Origin of the sequence: Halopelagius fulvigenes (genome assembly GCF_042662625.1) — an archaeon.
In the GTDB taxonomy this organism is placed as follows: Archaea; Halobacteriota; Halobacteria; order Halobacteriales; family Haloferacaceae; genus Halopelagius; species Halopelagius fulvigenes.
This window is the reverse complement of the sequence record NZ_JBHSXH010000015.1, coordinates 1,555,118-1,569,493: the sequence shown is the minus strand read 5'-3', so window position 1 is coordinate 1,569,493 and position 14,376 is coordinate 1,555,118. Positions and strand designations below refer to the sequence as shown.

13 protein-coding genes are annotated in these 14,376 nt (G+C 66.4%); 5 read left to right on the top strand and 8 right to left on the bottom strand.

Going from position 1 to position 14,376, the window contains the following annotated elements; all coding sequences use genetic code 11:
• Positions 1 to 3: 3 nt before the first annotated feature.
• Positions 4 to 891: a fumarylacetoacetate hydrolase family protein gene (locus tag ACFQEV_RS18365; protein ID WP_379699152.1), complete on the bottom strand. Its 888-nt coding sequence runs from the start codon at positions 889 to 891 to the stop codon at positions 4 to 6.
• A gap of 55 nt (positions 892 to 946) precedes the next feature.
• Positions 947 to 2,305 carry an amidohydrolase family protein gene (locus ACFQEV_RS18360; RefSeq protein WP_379699150.1) on the bottom strand — a complete coding sequence of 453 codons (1,359 nt, stop codon included), beginning with the start codon at positions 2,303 to 2,305 and terminating at the stop codon, positions 947 to 949.
• Between the two features lie 108 nt (positions 2,306 to 2,413).
• Between ACFQEV_RS18360 and ACFQEV_RS18355 the strand changes: the two genes are divergently transcribed.
• On the top strand, positions 2,414 to 3,031 hold the full coding sequence (locus ACFQEV_RS18355; protein ID WP_379699148.1) for a TetR/AcrR family transcriptional regulator: 618 nt from the start codon (positions 2,414 to 2,416) through the stop codon (positions 3,029 to 3,031).
• 117 nt (positions 3,032 to 3,148) lie between these two features.
• On the opposite strand, the gene ACFQEV_RS18350 is transcribed toward ACFQEV_RS18355, so the two are convergent.
• Complete coding sequence (locus tag ACFQEV_RS18350; RefSeq protein ID WP_379699147.1) at positions 3,149 to 4,396, bottom strand: CaiB/BaiF CoA transferase family protein; 1,248 nt, start codon at positions 4,394 to 4,396, stop codon at positions 3,149 to 3,151.
• 374 nt (positions 4,397 to 4,770) lie between these two features.
• Here ACFQEV_RS18350 and ACFQEV_RS18345 point away from each other — a divergent pair, with 374 nt between their 5' ends.
• Positions 4,771 to 5,544, top strand: coding sequence for a 23S rRNA (uridine(2552)-2'-O)-methyltransferase (locus tag ACFQEV_RS18345; RefSeq protein ID WP_379699145.1), 774 nt, complete (start codon positions 4,771 to 4,773; stop codon positions 5,542 to 5,544).
• An 18-nt stretch (positions 5,545 to 5,562) separates the two neighbouring features.
• Here the strand turns inward: ACFQEV_RS18345 and ACFQEV_RS18340 are convergent, their stop codons facing one another.
• The 3 genes from ACFQEV_RS18340 to tatC (ACFQEV_RS18330) all read right to left on the bottom strand — a co-directional run bounded on the left by ACFQEV_RS18340 (position 5,563) and on the right by tatC (ACFQEV_RS18330) (position 8,835).
• Positions 5,563 to 6,276 carry a queuosine precursor transporter gene (locus ACFQEV_RS18340; RefSeq protein ID WP_379699143.1) on the bottom strand — a complete coding sequence of 238 codons (714 nt, stop codon included), beginning with the start codon at positions 6,274 to 6,276 and terminating at the stop codon, positions 5,563 to 5,565.
• On the bottom strand, positions 6,269 to 6,442 hold the full coding sequence (locus ACFQEV_RS18335; RefSeq protein ID WP_379699141.1) for a ribbon-helix-helix domain-containing protein: 174 nt from the start codon (positions 6,440 to 6,442) through the stop codon (positions 6,269 to 6,271). Before ACFQEV_RS18335 ends, ACFQEV_RS18340 begins: the two co-directional genes overlap by 8 nt.
• 203 nt (positions 6,443 to 6,645) lie before the next feature.
• On the bottom strand, positions 6,646 to 8,835 hold the full coding sequence (gene tatC / locus ACFQEV_RS18330) for a twin-arginine translocase subunit TatC (RefSeq protein WP_379699139.1): 2,190 nt from the start codon (positions 8,833 to 8,835) through the stop codon (positions 6,646 to 6,648).
• A 120-nt stretch (positions 8,836 to 8,955) separates the two neighbouring features.
• Between tatC (ACFQEV_RS18330) and tatC (ACFQEV_RS18325) the strand changes: the two genes are divergently transcribed.
• Positions 8,956 to 10,305: a twin-arginine translocase subunit TatC gene (gene tatC, locus ACFQEV_RS18325; protein ID WP_379699137.1), complete on the top strand. Its 1,350-nt coding sequence runs from the start codon at positions 8,956 to 8,958 to the stop codon at positions 10,303 to 10,305.
• 30 nt (positions 10,306 to 10,335) lie between these two features.
• Here the strand turns inward: tatC (ACFQEV_RS18325) and ACFQEV_RS18320 are convergent, their stop codons facing one another.
• A complete protein-coding gene (locus ACFQEV_RS18320) occupies positions 10,336 to 10,812 on the bottom strand; it encodes an SRPBCC family protein (RefSeq protein ID WP_379699135.1) in 477 nt (158 codons plus the stop codon).
• Positions 10,813 to 10,902: 90 nt separating this feature from the next.
• Entirely contained in the window at positions 10,903 to 11,886 is a 984-nt protein-coding gene (gene larE / locus ACFQEV_RS18315) for an ATP-dependent sacrificial sulfur transferase LarE (RefSeq protein WP_379699134.1), read from the bottom strand.
• A gap of 140 nt (positions 11,887 to 12,026) precedes the next feature.
• Between larE and ACFQEV_RS18310 the strand changes: the two genes are divergently transcribed.
• Both ACFQEV_RS18310 and ACFQEV_RS18305 read left to right on the top strand, forming a co-directional pair.
• Positions 12,027 to 13,997, top strand: coding sequence for a MutS-related protein (locus ACFQEV_RS18310; RefSeq protein WP_379699133.1), 1,971 nt, complete (start codon positions 12,027 to 12,029; stop codon positions 13,995 to 13,997).
• Between the two features lie 36 nt (positions 13,998 to 14,033).
• Complete coding sequence (locus ACFQEV_RS18305) at positions 14,034 to 14,318, top strand: hypothetical protein (protein ID WP_379699131.1); 285 nt, start codon at positions 14,034 to 14,036, stop codon at positions 14,316 to 14,318.
• The last annotated feature ends 58 nt before the right edge of the window (positions 14,319 to 14,376 follow it).

Here is a 14,376-nt window from a genome sequence, read left to right as displayed (position 1 = left end):
GGCCTACTCGAACGCGCAGTCGTTCGTCAACTCGCCGAGTTCCTCGATCCCGATCGTGACGCTGTCGCCGTCCTCCAGCAACACCGGCGGCTCCCGATAGACCCCCACGCCGGGCGGCGTTCCGGTGAAGAGGAGATCGCCCGGCTCGAGCGTGAACGCCTGACTGCAGAAGGAGACGAGCTCGTCGATCCCGAAGATGAGATTCGACGTCGAGGAGTCCTGCAGTCGTTCGCCGTTCACCTCCGCCCAGATGTCCAAGTCGTGCGGGTCGGACACCTCGTCGGGCGTAACCAACTCCGGCCCGATCGGCGCGAACGAGTCGAGGCTCTTCCCGCGCACCCACTGACCGTCACCGTGCTGGAGATCGCGCGCCGAGACGTCGTTTCCGACGAGGAATCCGGCGACGTGCTCAAGCGCCTCGTCCTCGTCTACGCGTCGGGCCTCGCGACCGATGACGACGACCAACTCCGCCTCGTAGTCGACTTTCCCCGTCAGGTCTGGATCCCACGCGATCGTGCCGTTCGGCCCCGTCACCGTCGTCGGGAACTTCGAGAAGAGTACCGGCGTGTCGGGGATCGGATTGTCCCCCTCCTCGGCGTGGTCTCGGTAGTTCAACCCGACGCAGACGACCTTCCCGGGGTTCGTGACCGGCGCGTGCCGGGTGACGCCGTCGAGGTCGTAGAGTCCGGTTTCGGTCTCTTCGGCGTACTTGACGGCGAGTTCGGTCTTCTCCCGCCACTCCCAACTGGCGAGCAGATCTGTACTCGTTCTCGGGAGTTCGACGCCGGCGGCCGCACCGGCCTCCGGGAGGTTCACCACCGTCTCGTCGTCGAGTCGTATTCCCGTCCACGCTTCCTCCGCGTCTTCCGTACTGTATTGTCCGAGTCGCATCTTCGTGTGTCGTAATGCTCACTGTCAGTTGATGATAAATACGGGCGAACGCAGTTCAGAGGTCGACGCCGGCCTCGCCGATGAGGCGACGACCGGACTCGACGAATCGGTCGAACTCCTCGTTCACCTTGGAGTTCCTCAGTTCCCCGTCGGAGACGACGACCTCCCCGTCGACGAGTACCGTGTCGATGTGGGACTGATCCGACTGGAACACGGCGGTCTGCACCGGCGAATGGCTCGGAGCGGTCATGAAGTCACTCGTGTCGATCATGATGATGTCCGCCCGCTTCCCGGGCGTGAGCGTCCCGATCTCGTCTTCCATGTTCAGCGCCCGCGCCCCTTCGATCGTCGCCATCTCGAGTGTGTCGCGGGCGGTGATGTTCACCTCCATCACGTCCTCGCCCCCTTCGAGCAGTTCCTGATTCTCCAGCATCCGCTGAACTTGGAGTCCGATCCGCATCTGACTCCCCATATCGCCGCTGACGCCGGAGCAGACGTCGACGCCCCACGTCGGGCGTCCGCCCGCCTCCATCACCTTCCCGGTCACGGGGATGCCGTGGCCCATCTGCATCTCCACCTCCGGCGTCGCCGAGAAGGAAACCCCCTCCTCGACGGCGTGTTCGATGTCCTCCTGCGAGAAGTGATTCGCGTGGGCGACGTTCACGTCCGGCCCGAGCATGTCCTCGATCGCGCCGAAGCCCTGATACTCGGGGTTGTACTCCGAGGACGTCCACTGGGCCGCGCCCATGTGAATGGTCGCGACGACGCCGAGGTCGCGGGCCAGTTCGATGTCTCCGCGTGCCACCTCCTCGGTCGTGAAGTCCGGGCCCCGGAGGGCGACGCCGAGCGACAGAAGGTCGTCGTCCGCGATCTTCTCCTCTCGGAGTTCCCGGACCTGTTCCTCCGGATGCGGCGTCGAACTGTCGAACCACCACTTCTCGGCGTCATCGCCGGGCGGGCCGTACGCGTACACCGCCCTGAGTCCGGCGTCCTTGATGCCGTCAACCGCTCGCTCCGCGTGCTCGGGTGTGTTGATCGCGTGCGACCAGTCCATGGCCGTCGTCGTCCCCGTGTACAACTTCTCGAGGGAGCCGAACAGGTTCCCGAGGTACATATCCTCGGGTCGGTAGAGTCCGGCGATGTTGCCGAGCATATCGCTGAAGTAATCGCCCATCAACGACCAGTCGCCCGCGATCCCTCGAACCTGCGTCTGCCAGAGGTGGATGTGAGAGTCGACGAACCCCGGCAGCACGATGTGGTCTTCCGCGTCGATCACTTCCGCGTTCGAGGTCGACAGTCCGCGTCCGATCTCGACGATCTCGCCGTCTTCCATGAGAACGTCGGCGTCCTCTACATCGCCGATCTCCGGGTCGAGAGAGACGACCGTCCCACCCTGTATGACTTTCTCTGTCATGATCGAGCGGTGATTCGGACTAAGGTTGTAAATAATTTACCGTGCGGTAAATCGGTGCACACTCGGTAAGACAAGCGATATAACTATCGCAGCGGACTATTCCGTAATATGAGCCCCCCCGGCGAGGAGACCGCCTCCACCGACACTCAAGAGGCGATTATGGAGGCGACCTTCCGCGCCCTCAGCAAGCACGGATACAGCGAACTCAGGATGCGAGATATCGGAGACGAGATGGAGATGACGCGGCAGGTCATCCACTACCACTTCGACGGTAAGTACGACCTGATGTCCCGCTTCCTCGAGTACATCATCCAACAGTACGAGGGGAGCGTGGAGGTCGATCCGGACGCACCTCCCCGAGAGGAGCTCGACGCTCGAATCGATCAGTGTCTCTTCGGTCCCGAGTTCGAGGACTTCGGCCACTGGGATCGGATGAAGGTCTATCACGAACTGTTCACGCACGCACAGAACGACGAGCAACACCGAGAGATCTTCAACGACCACTACGAGCGGATCCGGTCGAGCATCACCGAAGTCGTCGAAGACGGGATGGAGCAGGGCGTCTTTCGCGAGGTCGACGCCGCGAGGATGGGCCAGCTCATCACGGACGTGATCCACGCCGCTCGCGGTCGCAAACTCGCCCTCGGTCACGACGACGCGCCCCAGGAGACACGAAAGGCGATCGACGAGTTCATTCTCGAATCGCTCCACGCGGACCCTCGGTAGTTCTCCGCCCGCTTTGGGAACGTATCGGTCCGATGAGGGGGTTGTCACTACCCCTCCGTCGATCCGACGTCTCCGGCGCGACATCGGTCGTTCCGACCTCGACGATCGGTACGTCCGTCATCGGGCGCCTTCGGCCCCGTCCTGCTCCCCGAACACGCCTAGCTCCGCCATCTCGTCGATCTCCGCCTCCGAGTATCCCAACTCGCGGAAGACGTCACGATTGTGTTCCCCCAAGAGCGGCGGAGCCAGTTCGAATCCGCTATCGCTGTTCTCGAACTTCAGGGGGTGCTCGATCACCGGTACCGACCCCAACTCGGGATGATCGATCTCGGTGATCGTCCCTCGGTAGTCGATCTGCGGGTTGTTCAGCGCTTCCTCGACCTCGAAAACCGGGCCGGCCGGGACGCCGGCTTCCTCGGCGATGATCTCGATCCACTCGGCGGTCGTCTTCCCCGTGAGCGTGGCTTCTATCTCCGCCTCTAGTTCGTCCTGATGGTCGACCCGGTCGGCGTTCTCCTCGAATCGCTCGTCCGCCGGGAGGTCGGGTCGGTCGATCGCCTCGCACAGTTCGTGCCAGAGCTTCTCGTTGAGGATGCAGACGTTGAGGTAGCCGTCGGCGGTTTCGAACGTCTGGTACGGAGCGAGTACGGGGTCCTTCGTTCCCATCCGCTTCGGCTCCTCCCCGGCGAACACCTGCCCGGCTTGCTTGGTGAGCCACGGGAGCGTCGCCTCCAGCATCCCGAGGTCGATGTACTCGCCCTCCCCGGTCTGCGCGCGCCTGTACAACGCGGCGGTCGCCCCGAAGGCGGCCCACATCGCCGTGATGAGGTCGGTCACCGGAAGTCCGACCTTGACGGGCTGCCGGCCCTCCTCTCCGGTCACGCTCATGATGCCGCTCATCCCCTGAATCAGAAGGTCGTACCCCGACCGCTTCGCCCACGGCCCCGTCTGACCGAACGCGGAGATGGCGAGATAGATGATCCCTTCGTTGTGTTCTCTGATGGACTCGTAGTCGACGTCGAGGCGTTCAGCAGTTCCCGGACGGTAGTTCTGAATGAAAACGTCCGCCTCCTCGGCTAGTTCGTAGAGGGCTTCTCTCGCTCGGTCGTTCTTCAGGTCGAGTTCGAGACTCTGTTTTCCGTAGTTGACCGTCCAATAGTACGGCGACTCTCCCTCGATGAACGGCGGTCCGGTGTGACGGATCGCATCGCCGTAGCCCGGCTGCTCGATCTTGATCACCTCGGCACCAAGATTGGCGAACATCGCGGAGCTAAACCCGCCGGTAACGAACGTTGAGAGGTCGAGAACCGTGATTCCGTTCAGGATCTTCCCCTGAGCCGCCGACTGTGTGTTGGTATCGGACATACTGAATCGTCCTCCTCGCCGGGGAACGCCCGTCTCGCGGGCGCGCCCGGATGTGACCATCTAATTGGTTTACCGTATGGTAAACGTTCGGGTGCCGTAGAGATGGCGGCCCGTTCGAGTCGAAAGAGGGGGTCGGTAATCCGGCCCTTCACGTTCGCCTGCGGCCTCAGCGAGGGGGTCAGGCGTCGCCCGGAAAGCGAAACCGTGCGAGCACCGCGGGACGGCACTGGGAGGAGTTCGTCCTTTGCGTTGTCGAGGGAGAGGGCGAGTCCATTCGATGTCCCTTTCCGGTTCGACGGCGTTACGCGTAGTATGAACGCTGATTCGTCGATAGTTCGCCTGCGAAACGCACCGTCGAACTCAGTGAGGTAGGCATGACGAAACGAGACCACTACTACAACAAGGCGAAGCAGGAGGGCTATCGCGCCCGTTCGGCGTACAAGCTGAAGCAGTTAGACGAGGACGCGGGGTTGTTCGGCCCCGGCAACACCGTGGTGGACCTCGGGGCGGCCCCCGGCGGGTGGCTACAGGTCGCCGCCGAGGAAGTCGGCCCGCGGGGGCAGGTAATCGGCGTGGACCTCCAGCGAATCCGCGACGTGGAGGCCGACACCGTCGAGACCATCCGCGGCGACATGACCGACGAGGAGACGAAGGAGAAACTCCGCGAGCGAATCGGCGACGAGGGCGCGGACGTCGTCATCTCGGACATGGCCCCGAACATGACCGGCGAGTACTCGCTGGACCACGCCCGCTCGGTCCACCTCGCCCGGCAGGCGTTCGAGGTCGCACTCGAACTGCTCCCGGCCGGCGGCGATCTCGCGGTGAAGGTGTTCGACGGCCCGGACGTCGAGGACCTCCGCGCGGACATGGAGCGGGAGTTCCAGTACGTCCGCTCCATCCGACCGGACGCCTCCCGCGACCAGTCCTCCGAGCAGTACCTCGTCGGCAAGCACCGCATCACCGCCCCCGTCGCCACCGGCGACGAGGTGGACGTGACCATCGACGACGTGGGGAGCGAGGGCGACGGCGTCGCGAAAGTCGACGGCTACACGCTGTTCGTCCCGGAGACGGAGGCGGGCGACGACGTGCGCGTCCGCGTCACCGACCTCAAGCCGAACTTCGGCTTCGCGGAAGTCGTAGAGGAGTAGGGTCCGTTCGCCGTCTCGTTACTCGACCGTCCACGCGTCGTCCGGCACGCTCGCTCGTTCGCCGCCGAACAGGGCGACCACGCCGTAGACGAACGGCGTGTCCACGAGGGCGATGAGCAGTTTCAGGAGGTACTGTCCGACGACGAGCGATAGCACCACCTCGGTCGGAAGCGCCTCGCCGAAGCCGAGCACCGCCGGCGCGACGAGGAAGGCGACGGCGACGAAGATGACCGTATCCAGCGCCTGACTCGTCGCCGTCGAGGCGATGTTGCGGAGCCACAGCATCGACCCGCCCGTCGCCTCGCGGATGCGGTGGAAGACCACCACGTCCCAGTTCTGACTCACCACGTACGCCAGCAGACTCCCGACGACGATGTTCGTCCCCGGCGCGACGACGCTCCGGAACTGCGCGCCGAACTCGGGGTCCGCGGCGGGGGCGAAGACGGTCCCCCACACCAACGCGAGGAGGACGAAGTTCATCGCGAAGCCCACGTTGACCATCACCTGCGCCGCCCGGCGGCCGTACAACTCCGAGTAGCAGTCCGAGGCGAAGAAGGTGAGCGCGTAGGCCAACGCCGCCCCGGGGAGGACGATGCTGTCGCCCGTCACCGGGAACGCGAGGGGCAGACCGAACGCCAGCAGTTTCGAGGCGGTCAGTTGCGCCGTCACCAACGCCGTGACGAACAGTCCGATGAGGACGACCTGTCCGGTCGCCGGTCCTCGCTCACTCATCTTCGAGTCGTCCGTGGCGCTGGTCTATCTCGTCCAGTACGTCCAACGTCTTCCGAACCGACGCCCGAATGGCGTCGCTCCGGTTGACGAACTTCCCGTCGTCGCCGACGTGTTCGTCGAGGTCCGCGAGCAACTCGTCGGGTATCTCGACGCTTATCTTGGCCATACTCGGCTCTTGGGTCGTAACGCGGTATTAAGCATACGGTCTTCATACCACGAGATGACCGTTCGAATATCGACCGCCCGGACCGTTCCGTTCGGGTGCCGGTACGCCCCCGGAACGGGCCTACGGCAGTTCGCCGACCGTCCGCCGTTTTTTCCTCCAGGTTTTGTCGGGGGCGCGTAGCGCCCCCGAGAAAAAGTGGGTCTCTAGATGTCCGCGCCGCGGGCGGGAGCGAGGTTGCGCCGCCCGCCCAACGTAACGATGAATAGGACGCCGAGGCCGATGCCGTAGGCGACCATGAGGGGGACGGTGACGAGGAACATCGTCATGATGCCGGCGGGCGTGAAGACGGCGGCGAACGCGAGGACGCCGACGGTCACCTCGCGCCAGCGGTTCCGCATCGTCTGATAGGAGATGCCCGTGCCGTTCAGGAGCACCATCGCCACCGGTATGTCGGCGAGGATGCCGATTCCGGCCGTCGTGAAGAAGATGAGCCAGAAGAAGTTGGTGATGCGGTAGGCGATTATCATGTTCGCCTGCACCGCGTCGTTCACCAACCACGAGATGATGGTCGGGGCGATGAACGTGTAGCCGAGGACGAAGCCGCCGAGCAGTCCGGCGGTGAGCGAACCGGTCCACAGGAAGACGGTCCGGCGGCGCTGGCGGACGATGTTCCGCTCTCTGAGTGCCGGCCACGCGTAGTAGGCGACGATGGGGAGGGTGACGAGTGCGGCGATGAGCGTCGAGAACTTCACCTCGAAGATGAGCGCTTCGACGGGGTGGAGGGCGACGACGTTGATGGCCTCCTCCGGGTGCACCGAGGCGGGGAGGCTGCTCAGGAAGTTGTCGTACACCTCCTTGATGCCGCCCGTGTAGAGCCACGCGAACGTCCCCGCGAGGACGAGCATGAACACCGCGACGATGCGGAACGTCTTCGAGGTGATGGAGTCGACGATGAACGCGATGTCGGCGTAGTAGCCGCCGATGTCGTCCTCGTCCTTCTCGCCCTCGGTCAACTCGTCGAGGAACGTCCCGCCGGCGCGCGTCGCCCTGTCCTCGATGGTGCCGGCGTCCTCGGGCACGTCGGAGGACCCGTCGCCCTCCTCGGCCTCGCGGCGTTCCTCCGCCTCGTCGAACCTGTCGAGGACGGCTTGGGCCTTCTCGTGGTTCCCCTCGTCTACGGCCTGCCCCGCGATGGCCATCGCCTCGTCCTCGGTCATGTCGGCGAACGCCTCCGGCGGCGCGGCGTGGACGCCCGAGGCGTCGAGGCCGGCGACGTCTATCTGACTCGGCTCGCCGAGCCCCGATTCGAGCGGATCGACCGACTCCGCGATGGCGCGGTAGACGGTGTACGCGAGGGTCGCGAGGGCGAAGGCGGCGGCGCCGAGGGCGGCCCACACCACGAGCGACACCTCCGGCGAGAGGCCGAGCGTTGCCCCCGGTGCGGGGACGCGGTAGTCGCTCCCGAACCGGGCGAGGAAGCCGTTGAAGGCGGTTCGACCGCCGCGTTCGTAGAACAGGTAGACGAGGAGGCCGCCGAGGACTGCGCTCCCGGCGAGGAGGTTCCACCGACGCCGGGCGACGGCGGGGACGCTGATGCGTTCGCTCCCGCGCCGCGCCGTGACGACGACTTTCGCGAGGTAGAGGCTCCCGCCGTAGAGGAACAGCAGGGGGAGCGCCCACATGATCTGGGTGAAGGGGTCCGGCGGCGAGAACAGGGCGCCGAAGACGAAGATGGCGACGACGGCGTGGCGCCACTTGTCGCGGAACGTCTCGTAGCGGACGATTTCGGCGTACGAGAGGCCGGTGATGGCCAGCGGCATCTGCGCCGCGAGGCCGAACGAGACGGTCAGAAGGAAGATGAACTGCGCCCACATGACGATGGAGTAGGTGGGCGCGAACCCGGCGCTGAGGGCGTTCCCGGCGAGGAACGCGAACATGAACGGGAAGAAGACGAAGTAGCCGTAGGCGACGCCGGCGGCGAACAGGATCGCGGAGGTGACGACGATGAAGGCGAGCTTCCACGTCGCGACGGGCGACTGCGGCCACGCGCCCCGGTCGCGGAGGGCGTCGCGGGAGAAGTAGAGGAAGATTGGCGCGGCGAGGATGATGCCGGTCACCAACCCTATCTTCGCCTGCAGGAGGATGACGTCGAACGGAGTCTGCGCGATGATGTCGTAGCTGCCCTCGACGTGGGCCGACATCTGCGCTTCCGTGACGCTCTTCAGGAAGTCCCAGATGAACAACCGGAGCGCGTAGAACGTACCGAGGAAGCCGACGAGGAAGACGATGAACACCTTCTGGAGGTCTTTTTGCGCCGCTCGAAGCATCGCACCGGCGGTCTCTCGTCCCGCCGCGAGCGTCTGTTGGGTGTCCTCGTCGAGCGCGCTGGACATACGTACTGAAAACCCTCTCGCGGTTATCAATCTTTTTCACCGCGCTCGTCGGTTACCCACCGCGAAACCTCGGCGCGATGCGGAAAGGCCTATAAGAACCGGGTGGTGAATTCCAGGTGAATGGCCGACGAGTCGGAGACGGACGAGGGGAGCCCCCCCGACGAACTCGCGTCCGGGTCGGGGGCCGACCCCGCGAAGAGCGACGAGGAGGTCCCCGAGACGGACGCCACCGGGAGCGACGGCGACGTAGACGCCGATACCGATTCTGACACTCCCCCGGACGCCGACGTATCAGAGTCATCCGATTCGGAAAGCCCGGACGACGACTCGACGGGCGACGAGCCCACCAACCGGCTGGAGTACACGCCCGACGACGCGGACGACCCCGCGCCGGACGCGGACGGTCGCGACCCGAACGCTGACGCTCCTTCTCCGAACGCGGACGACTCGGACGACGACGACACCGACCCGTGGCCCGAGGCGGACTACACGCCCGACGAGATGGACGACCTCGCGCCGGACGCGGACGGCCGCGACCCGAACGCGGACGATCCCGTCGACCCAGAGGCTCCGGACGCGGACGGCGAGGCGGCCGTCGAAACGGGGACCGACGGCGGCGAAGTCCCCTCGGCGAACGCCCCGACTCGTCAACAGCGTTCCGAGACCGAGTACGCCGACGACGGCATCGTCGGCGAAGGCCCCGAGAGCGACGAGGAGATGCCGCTGGCGGACCACATCGAAGAGATGGTCCGCCGCCTCGCGGTGGTGTTCGCCGTCGGCAGCATCGTCACGCTGATTCTGTTCCCGGGCGGCGAACTCGTCAACTCCGCGTTCGGCTTCGACCTCACGAGCGCGACGGAGGTCATCAACTACCTGTGGAACCGCCACATCCCCGGCGCGCCGGAGATCGCGAAGCGCCGCCCCCGCGTGTACGGACCGCTCGAACTCGTGTTGACGGAACTGAAGGTGGCGGCCCTCGCGGGCCTCCTCGTCGGACTCCCCGTCTTCGTCTACGAGACGTACCTGTTCATGCGGCCCGGCCTGTACAAGCGGGAGCGACGCTACTACCTCGCGGCCGTCCCGACGAGTCTCGTCCTCGCCCTCGTCGGCATGGCGTTCGCGCACTTCGTCGTCCTCCCCGCCATCTTCGCGTACTTCACCTCCTACACCACCGGGACGGCCACCGTCGCGTTCGGCCTCAAGGAGACGTTCAACCTCATCCTCCTTCTGATGGGCTACATGGCCATCGTGTTCCAGATTCCGCTGTTCGTCATGCTCGCCATCATGATGAACCTCGTCACGCGGGACTGGCTGATTCAGCGGCGTCTGCTCTTCTGGGGCGCGTTCCTCGGCCTCTCGTTCCTCGTCAGTCCGGACCCGACGGGGATGGCACCCATCATCATCGCCGCGACGATGATCACGCTGTTCGAGGGAACGCTGTTCCTCCTGCGGTGGACGAGGATGGAGTGACCGTCGGTCCGCCGGCGGGCGGGGCGGGGGTTACGACGCGTTTCCGTCGGCCCACCCGCTGGCGATGTCCGGCGCGGGCGACTCCGCGCGCGCCTTTAACGCCTCGTTCATCTGCCGGAAGCCCGCCTCCGTGTTGTCGCCGACGGCTCTGAACAGAACCCCCGAGAGGACGCCGCGGAACGTCTCCGCGTGCGTGAGCGTCGTTCGCTCGCCGTCGGCGTCGGGTTCGAGGACGAAGCGGTGTTCGCCGTCGAACAGTCCGGGGACGCCGAGGTGACCGACCCACCGGAACTCGCGGCCGTACTCCGACGCCGTCACGGTCGGTCGGAACGCCGCGCCGCGCCCCTCCGGCGGGTAGAGTTCCACCGCGATGCGCGCGCCCTCGTTGGCCCGGCCCGTAATCCGCATGAACGGGTTCCACTCCGAGTAGCACTCGAAGTCGGTCAGCACCTCCCACACCCTGTCGGGCGCGGCGTCGATAGCTATCGTCGTAACGAGTTCTCGCATACGTCCCTATACGTCGTCCAAGAACGTGAACTAGCGCGTAAGTCGTGGTCTCACTCCGCCCGCGGCCGGGGTCTGGCTCCGTCTCTCGGACTACTCTCCCGTCGGGTAGTCCGCCGAGAACACGTCCTCGACCACCGGTTCGGAGTCGTCAGCGCTCTCCTCCTCGCCGTCGTCACCCTCGCTCGCGGGGCTGCCGTCGCTTCGCTCCGCTTGCGACGATGCCCCACTCGCTTCGCTCGCGGGGCTGACGCTCCCGGTGCGGTAGCCGTGCATGTCGAGGGTCACGTGGTCGAATCCGATGTCGGTCAGGTGTTCGCGGGCCGCCTCCACGAAGTCGATGTCCAACGCCGCCTCCAGTTCGTCGGGGGCGACTTCGATGCGGGCGAGGCCGTCGTGGTCGCGGACGCGGAACTGCGAGAACCCCCACGTCCGCAGGACGCGTTCGGCCTTCTCGACGCGCGTGAGTCGCTCTTCGGTCACTTCCAGTCCCGTGGGGATGCGCGAGGAGAGACAGGCCATCGAGGGTTTGTCGGCGACGGAGAGGCCGTACTCGTCGGCTATCGCTCGTACCTCGTCTTTGGTGATGCCGTGGGCCAAAAGCGGGGAGAACACTTCCAACTCCTCGACGGCGCGGAGGCCAGGTCGGTGCCCCTCGCCGGGGTCCGAGGCGTTCGTCCCGTCGCAGACGGTGTCGATGTCGAGTTCGCGCGCCGTCTCGTACATCCGGCCGAGACGCATCGTCCGGCAGTGGTAACACCGGTCGCCGTCGTTCGCCACGAAGTCGGGATTCTCCAACTCGGAGAACTCGACGACTTCGTGTCTGATTCCAATTTCGTCGGCGACGCGGCGCGCCTCGTCGAGTTCCGAGGACGGCAGCGTCTCGGACCGCGCCGTACAGGCCACCGCTCGGTCGCCGAGGGCGTCGTGCGCGAGGGCGGCGACGACGGCGGAGTCCACGCCGCCGGAGAAGGCGACGACGACGCCGTCGCGTTCTCCGAGGGCCGTCCGGACCGCCTCGGCCTTCTCCTCGACCGAAGCGTCCGCACCGCCCGTCGAGTCCACGTCGGGTTGCATGGCATGCACTTCCGCGCGAAGCGCCAAAAGCGCGTTGTCCTCGGCGTCCCCCGCGGAGGCCCGCCGAGAGAATCTCGGCGACACGGCCCGACCGGGCGACCCGTAACGTTTTGTCGGGTGGAGCGATACTCCACGGCGAGATGGACCTCGAAACCGTTCCGGGCGTCGGCGAGAAGACGGCGGCCGCGCTCTCGGAACTCGACGACCCCGCTCGGGCCCTCGAAGCGGGCGACGTCGCCGAACTCGCCCGCGCCCCGGGCATCACCGAGGGGCGCGCGGCGGCCATCGCGCGGGCCGCCATCCGCCGCCGTCACGGCGACGACGGCGACTTTCTCGCCACCGACCGCGCCCGGGAGGTGTACCGCGACGTGCTCTCGCTTCTCCGCGACCGAACGGTCACCGCCTACGCCGGCAAGCGCGTCGAGACGCTCTTTCCCACGTCGTCGGCCTCGCGCATCGAGGAGGTCCGCGAGTTCGCCGAAGAGGCGGTCGAACGCGACCCCGACCCCGAGGTGCTGGACGCCCTCTCCGGCGTCGAACCCCTCGAACCCGCTTCGGGCGTCCGCGTCCGAGAGCGCTGTCTCGCCACCCTCGACGCCGAACGCTACGCGGCGGCGAAGGACGCCTTCCCGGAACTCTCCGTGGAGGTGGTCGAGGACGCCCGCGACTTGGCGGAACTCGCCCGGTCGTACTCCACCGTCGTCGCCTTGGACGAGACGTTCGCGGGCGTGGACGTGGAGGGCGACGTTCGGGTGCGCCCCGACGCCGCGGAGAACCCCGACGAGATAGTCCCCGAACGGGTGCTGGCGTTCTTCGCGCAGAACCGCGAACGCGTGCAGGCGGCCGCGGACGTCCACGAGGCATCGGACCTCAACGCGCCCTGCGACGTCGAGAGACTGCGGGACGCACTGAACCGACTGGACGAGGACGGCACCGTCGTCGGCGACGAGGAACTCGACCGCCTCGCGGCGGCGGTGGACGACCTCGATACGGCCGTCTCGGCCGCCGAGTCGGTCGCCAACGACCGCCTCCGCGACGCCATCCGCGAACGCGACGTGACCATCGAGGGGACGGACTTCCTCTCGCTTGTCGAACAGGGCGCGCGCGTCGATTCGCTCCTCTCTCGGGAGTTAGAAGACGAGTACGACGCGGCCATCGAAGCGGCGAGGGACCACCTCGTGGAGACGCTGAACCTCAGACCCGAGGAGGCGGACGTGGCCGTCCGCGCGTTCTCCGACGACGCCTCCTTCCCCGTCGAACGGAACGAGGAGATGGTCTCCCGCCTCCGGACGGAACTGAAGGCGGGCCGCGACAGGCGCGCGGCGCGACTCAAGCGCGAACTCGCCGAGGACCTCGCCTCCCTCCGCGACCCCGCCGAGGAGATGGTCGATGCGGCCCTCGAACTCGACGTGGAACTCGCCGTCTCGCGGTTCGCCCGCGACTTCGACTGCGTCGTCCCGGCGTTCGACGGCGAGGGGTTCGAGGTGGCGGGCGGCCGGTCGCCCCTCCTCGACGTCGGGTTCGACGACGTGGAACCCGTCGATTACGGCGTCTCCGGCGTCACCCTCCTCTCCGGCGTCAACTCCGGCGGGAAGACGTCCACGCTCGATTTGGTCGCCGTCGTCGTCGTGTTGGCGCACATGGGACTCCCCGTCCCGGCGGAACGCGCCGAACTCGAACGCTTCTCCGAGTTACACTACTACGCGAAGACGCAGGGCACCCTCGACGCGGGCGCGTTCGAGAGTACGCTCCGCGACTTCCGCGAACTCGCCGACGGCGACGCCAGCCGCCTCGTCCTGGTGGACGAACTGGAGAGCATCACCGAACCCGGCGCGTCGGCGAAGATTATCGCGGGCATCCTCGAAGCGTTGGACGAACAGGACGCGACGGCGGTGTTCGTCTCCCACCTCGCCGGGGAGATACGCGAGGCGGCGTCGTTCGAGGTGGCCGTCGACGGCATCCAAGCGGTCGGCCTGAAGGACGGCGAACTACAGGTGAACCGCTCCCCCGTGAAGGACCACCTCGCGCGTTCGACGCCGGAACTCATCGTCGAGAAACTCGCCGGCGAGGACGGGTCGGGCTTCTACGACCGCCTCTTAGAGAAGTTCTGACCGGGATTTATGTCGGTGAGTTCCGTTCCGCCGGATATGGTCCCCGACTCCTCCACCTCCGACGCGGACCCGTCCGGCGCGGACGAGACGTACGACGCCGTCCACCGCGCGACGAGAGACGCCGTCTGGTACGTCGTCGGCACGGCGACGCTGATGCTGTTTCACCTCGCACTCGCGGCTCTCTGCCTCTCCCTCGCCTATGCCGGAATCGGCCCCTTCCTCGCCGGTTCCGCACCGGCGACGGCGGCCGCATTCGGCGGCGTCGCCCTCTCCGTCGGCCTGTTCTCCGCCTATCGCGTCTACACGCTTGCGACCGAGTGACGCACCGCCGGCCGTTCGAGGCCGTCCGCGGACCGCCGCCGCCCGAACACGTTAGTTA

Coding starts and splice junctions, on each gene's coding strand:
- ACFQEV_RS18365 (WP_379699152.1), bottom strand. CDS start 891: ATGCGACTCGGACAATACAGTACGGAAGACGCGGAGGAAGCGTGGACG.
- ACFQEV_RS18360 (WP_379699150.1), bottom strand. CDS start 2,305: ATGACAGAGAAAGTCATACAGGGTGGGACGGTCGTCTCTCTCGACCCG.
- ACFQEV_RS18355 (WP_379699148.1), top strand. CDS start 2,414: ATGAGCCCCCCCGGCGAGGAGACCGCCTCCACCGACACTCAAGAGGCG.
- ACFQEV_RS18350 (WP_379699147.1), bottom strand. CDS start 4,396: ATGTCCGATACCAACACACAGTCGGCGGCTCAGGGGAAGATCCTGAAC.
- ACFQEV_RS18345 (WP_379699145.1), top strand. CDS start 4,771: ATGACGAAACGAGACCACTACTACAACAAGGCGAAGCAGGAGGGCTAT.
- ACFQEV_RS18340 (WP_379699143.1), bottom strand. CDS start 6,276: ATGAGTGAGCGAGGACCGGCGACCGGACAGGTCGTCCTCATCGGACTG.
- ACFQEV_RS18335 (WP_379699141.1), bottom strand. CDS start 6,442: ATGGCCAAGATAAGCGTCGAGATACCCGACGAGTTGCTCGCGGACCTC.
- tatC (WP_379699139.1), bottom strand. CDS start 8,835: ATGTCCAGCGCGCTCGACGAGGACACCCAACAGACGCTCGCGGCGGGA.
- tatC (WP_379699137.1), top strand. CDS start 8,956: ATGGCCGACGAGTCGGAGACGGACGAGGGGAGCCCCCCCGACGAACTC.
- ACFQEV_RS18320 (WP_379699135.1), bottom strand. CDS start 10,812: ATGCGAGAACTCGTTACGACGATAGCTATCGACGCCGCGCCCGACAGG.
- larE (WP_379699134.1), bottom strand. CDS start 11,886: ATGCAACCCGACGTGGACTCGACGGGCGGTGCGGACGCTTCGGTCGAG.
- ACFQEV_RS18310 (WP_379699133.1), top strand. CDS start 12,027: ATGGACCTCGAAACCGTTCCGGGCGTCGGCGAGAAGACGGCGGCCGCG.
- ACFQEV_RS18305 (WP_379699131.1), top strand. CDS start 14,034: ATGGTCCCCGACTCCTCCACCTCCGACGCGGACCCGTCCGGCGCGGAC.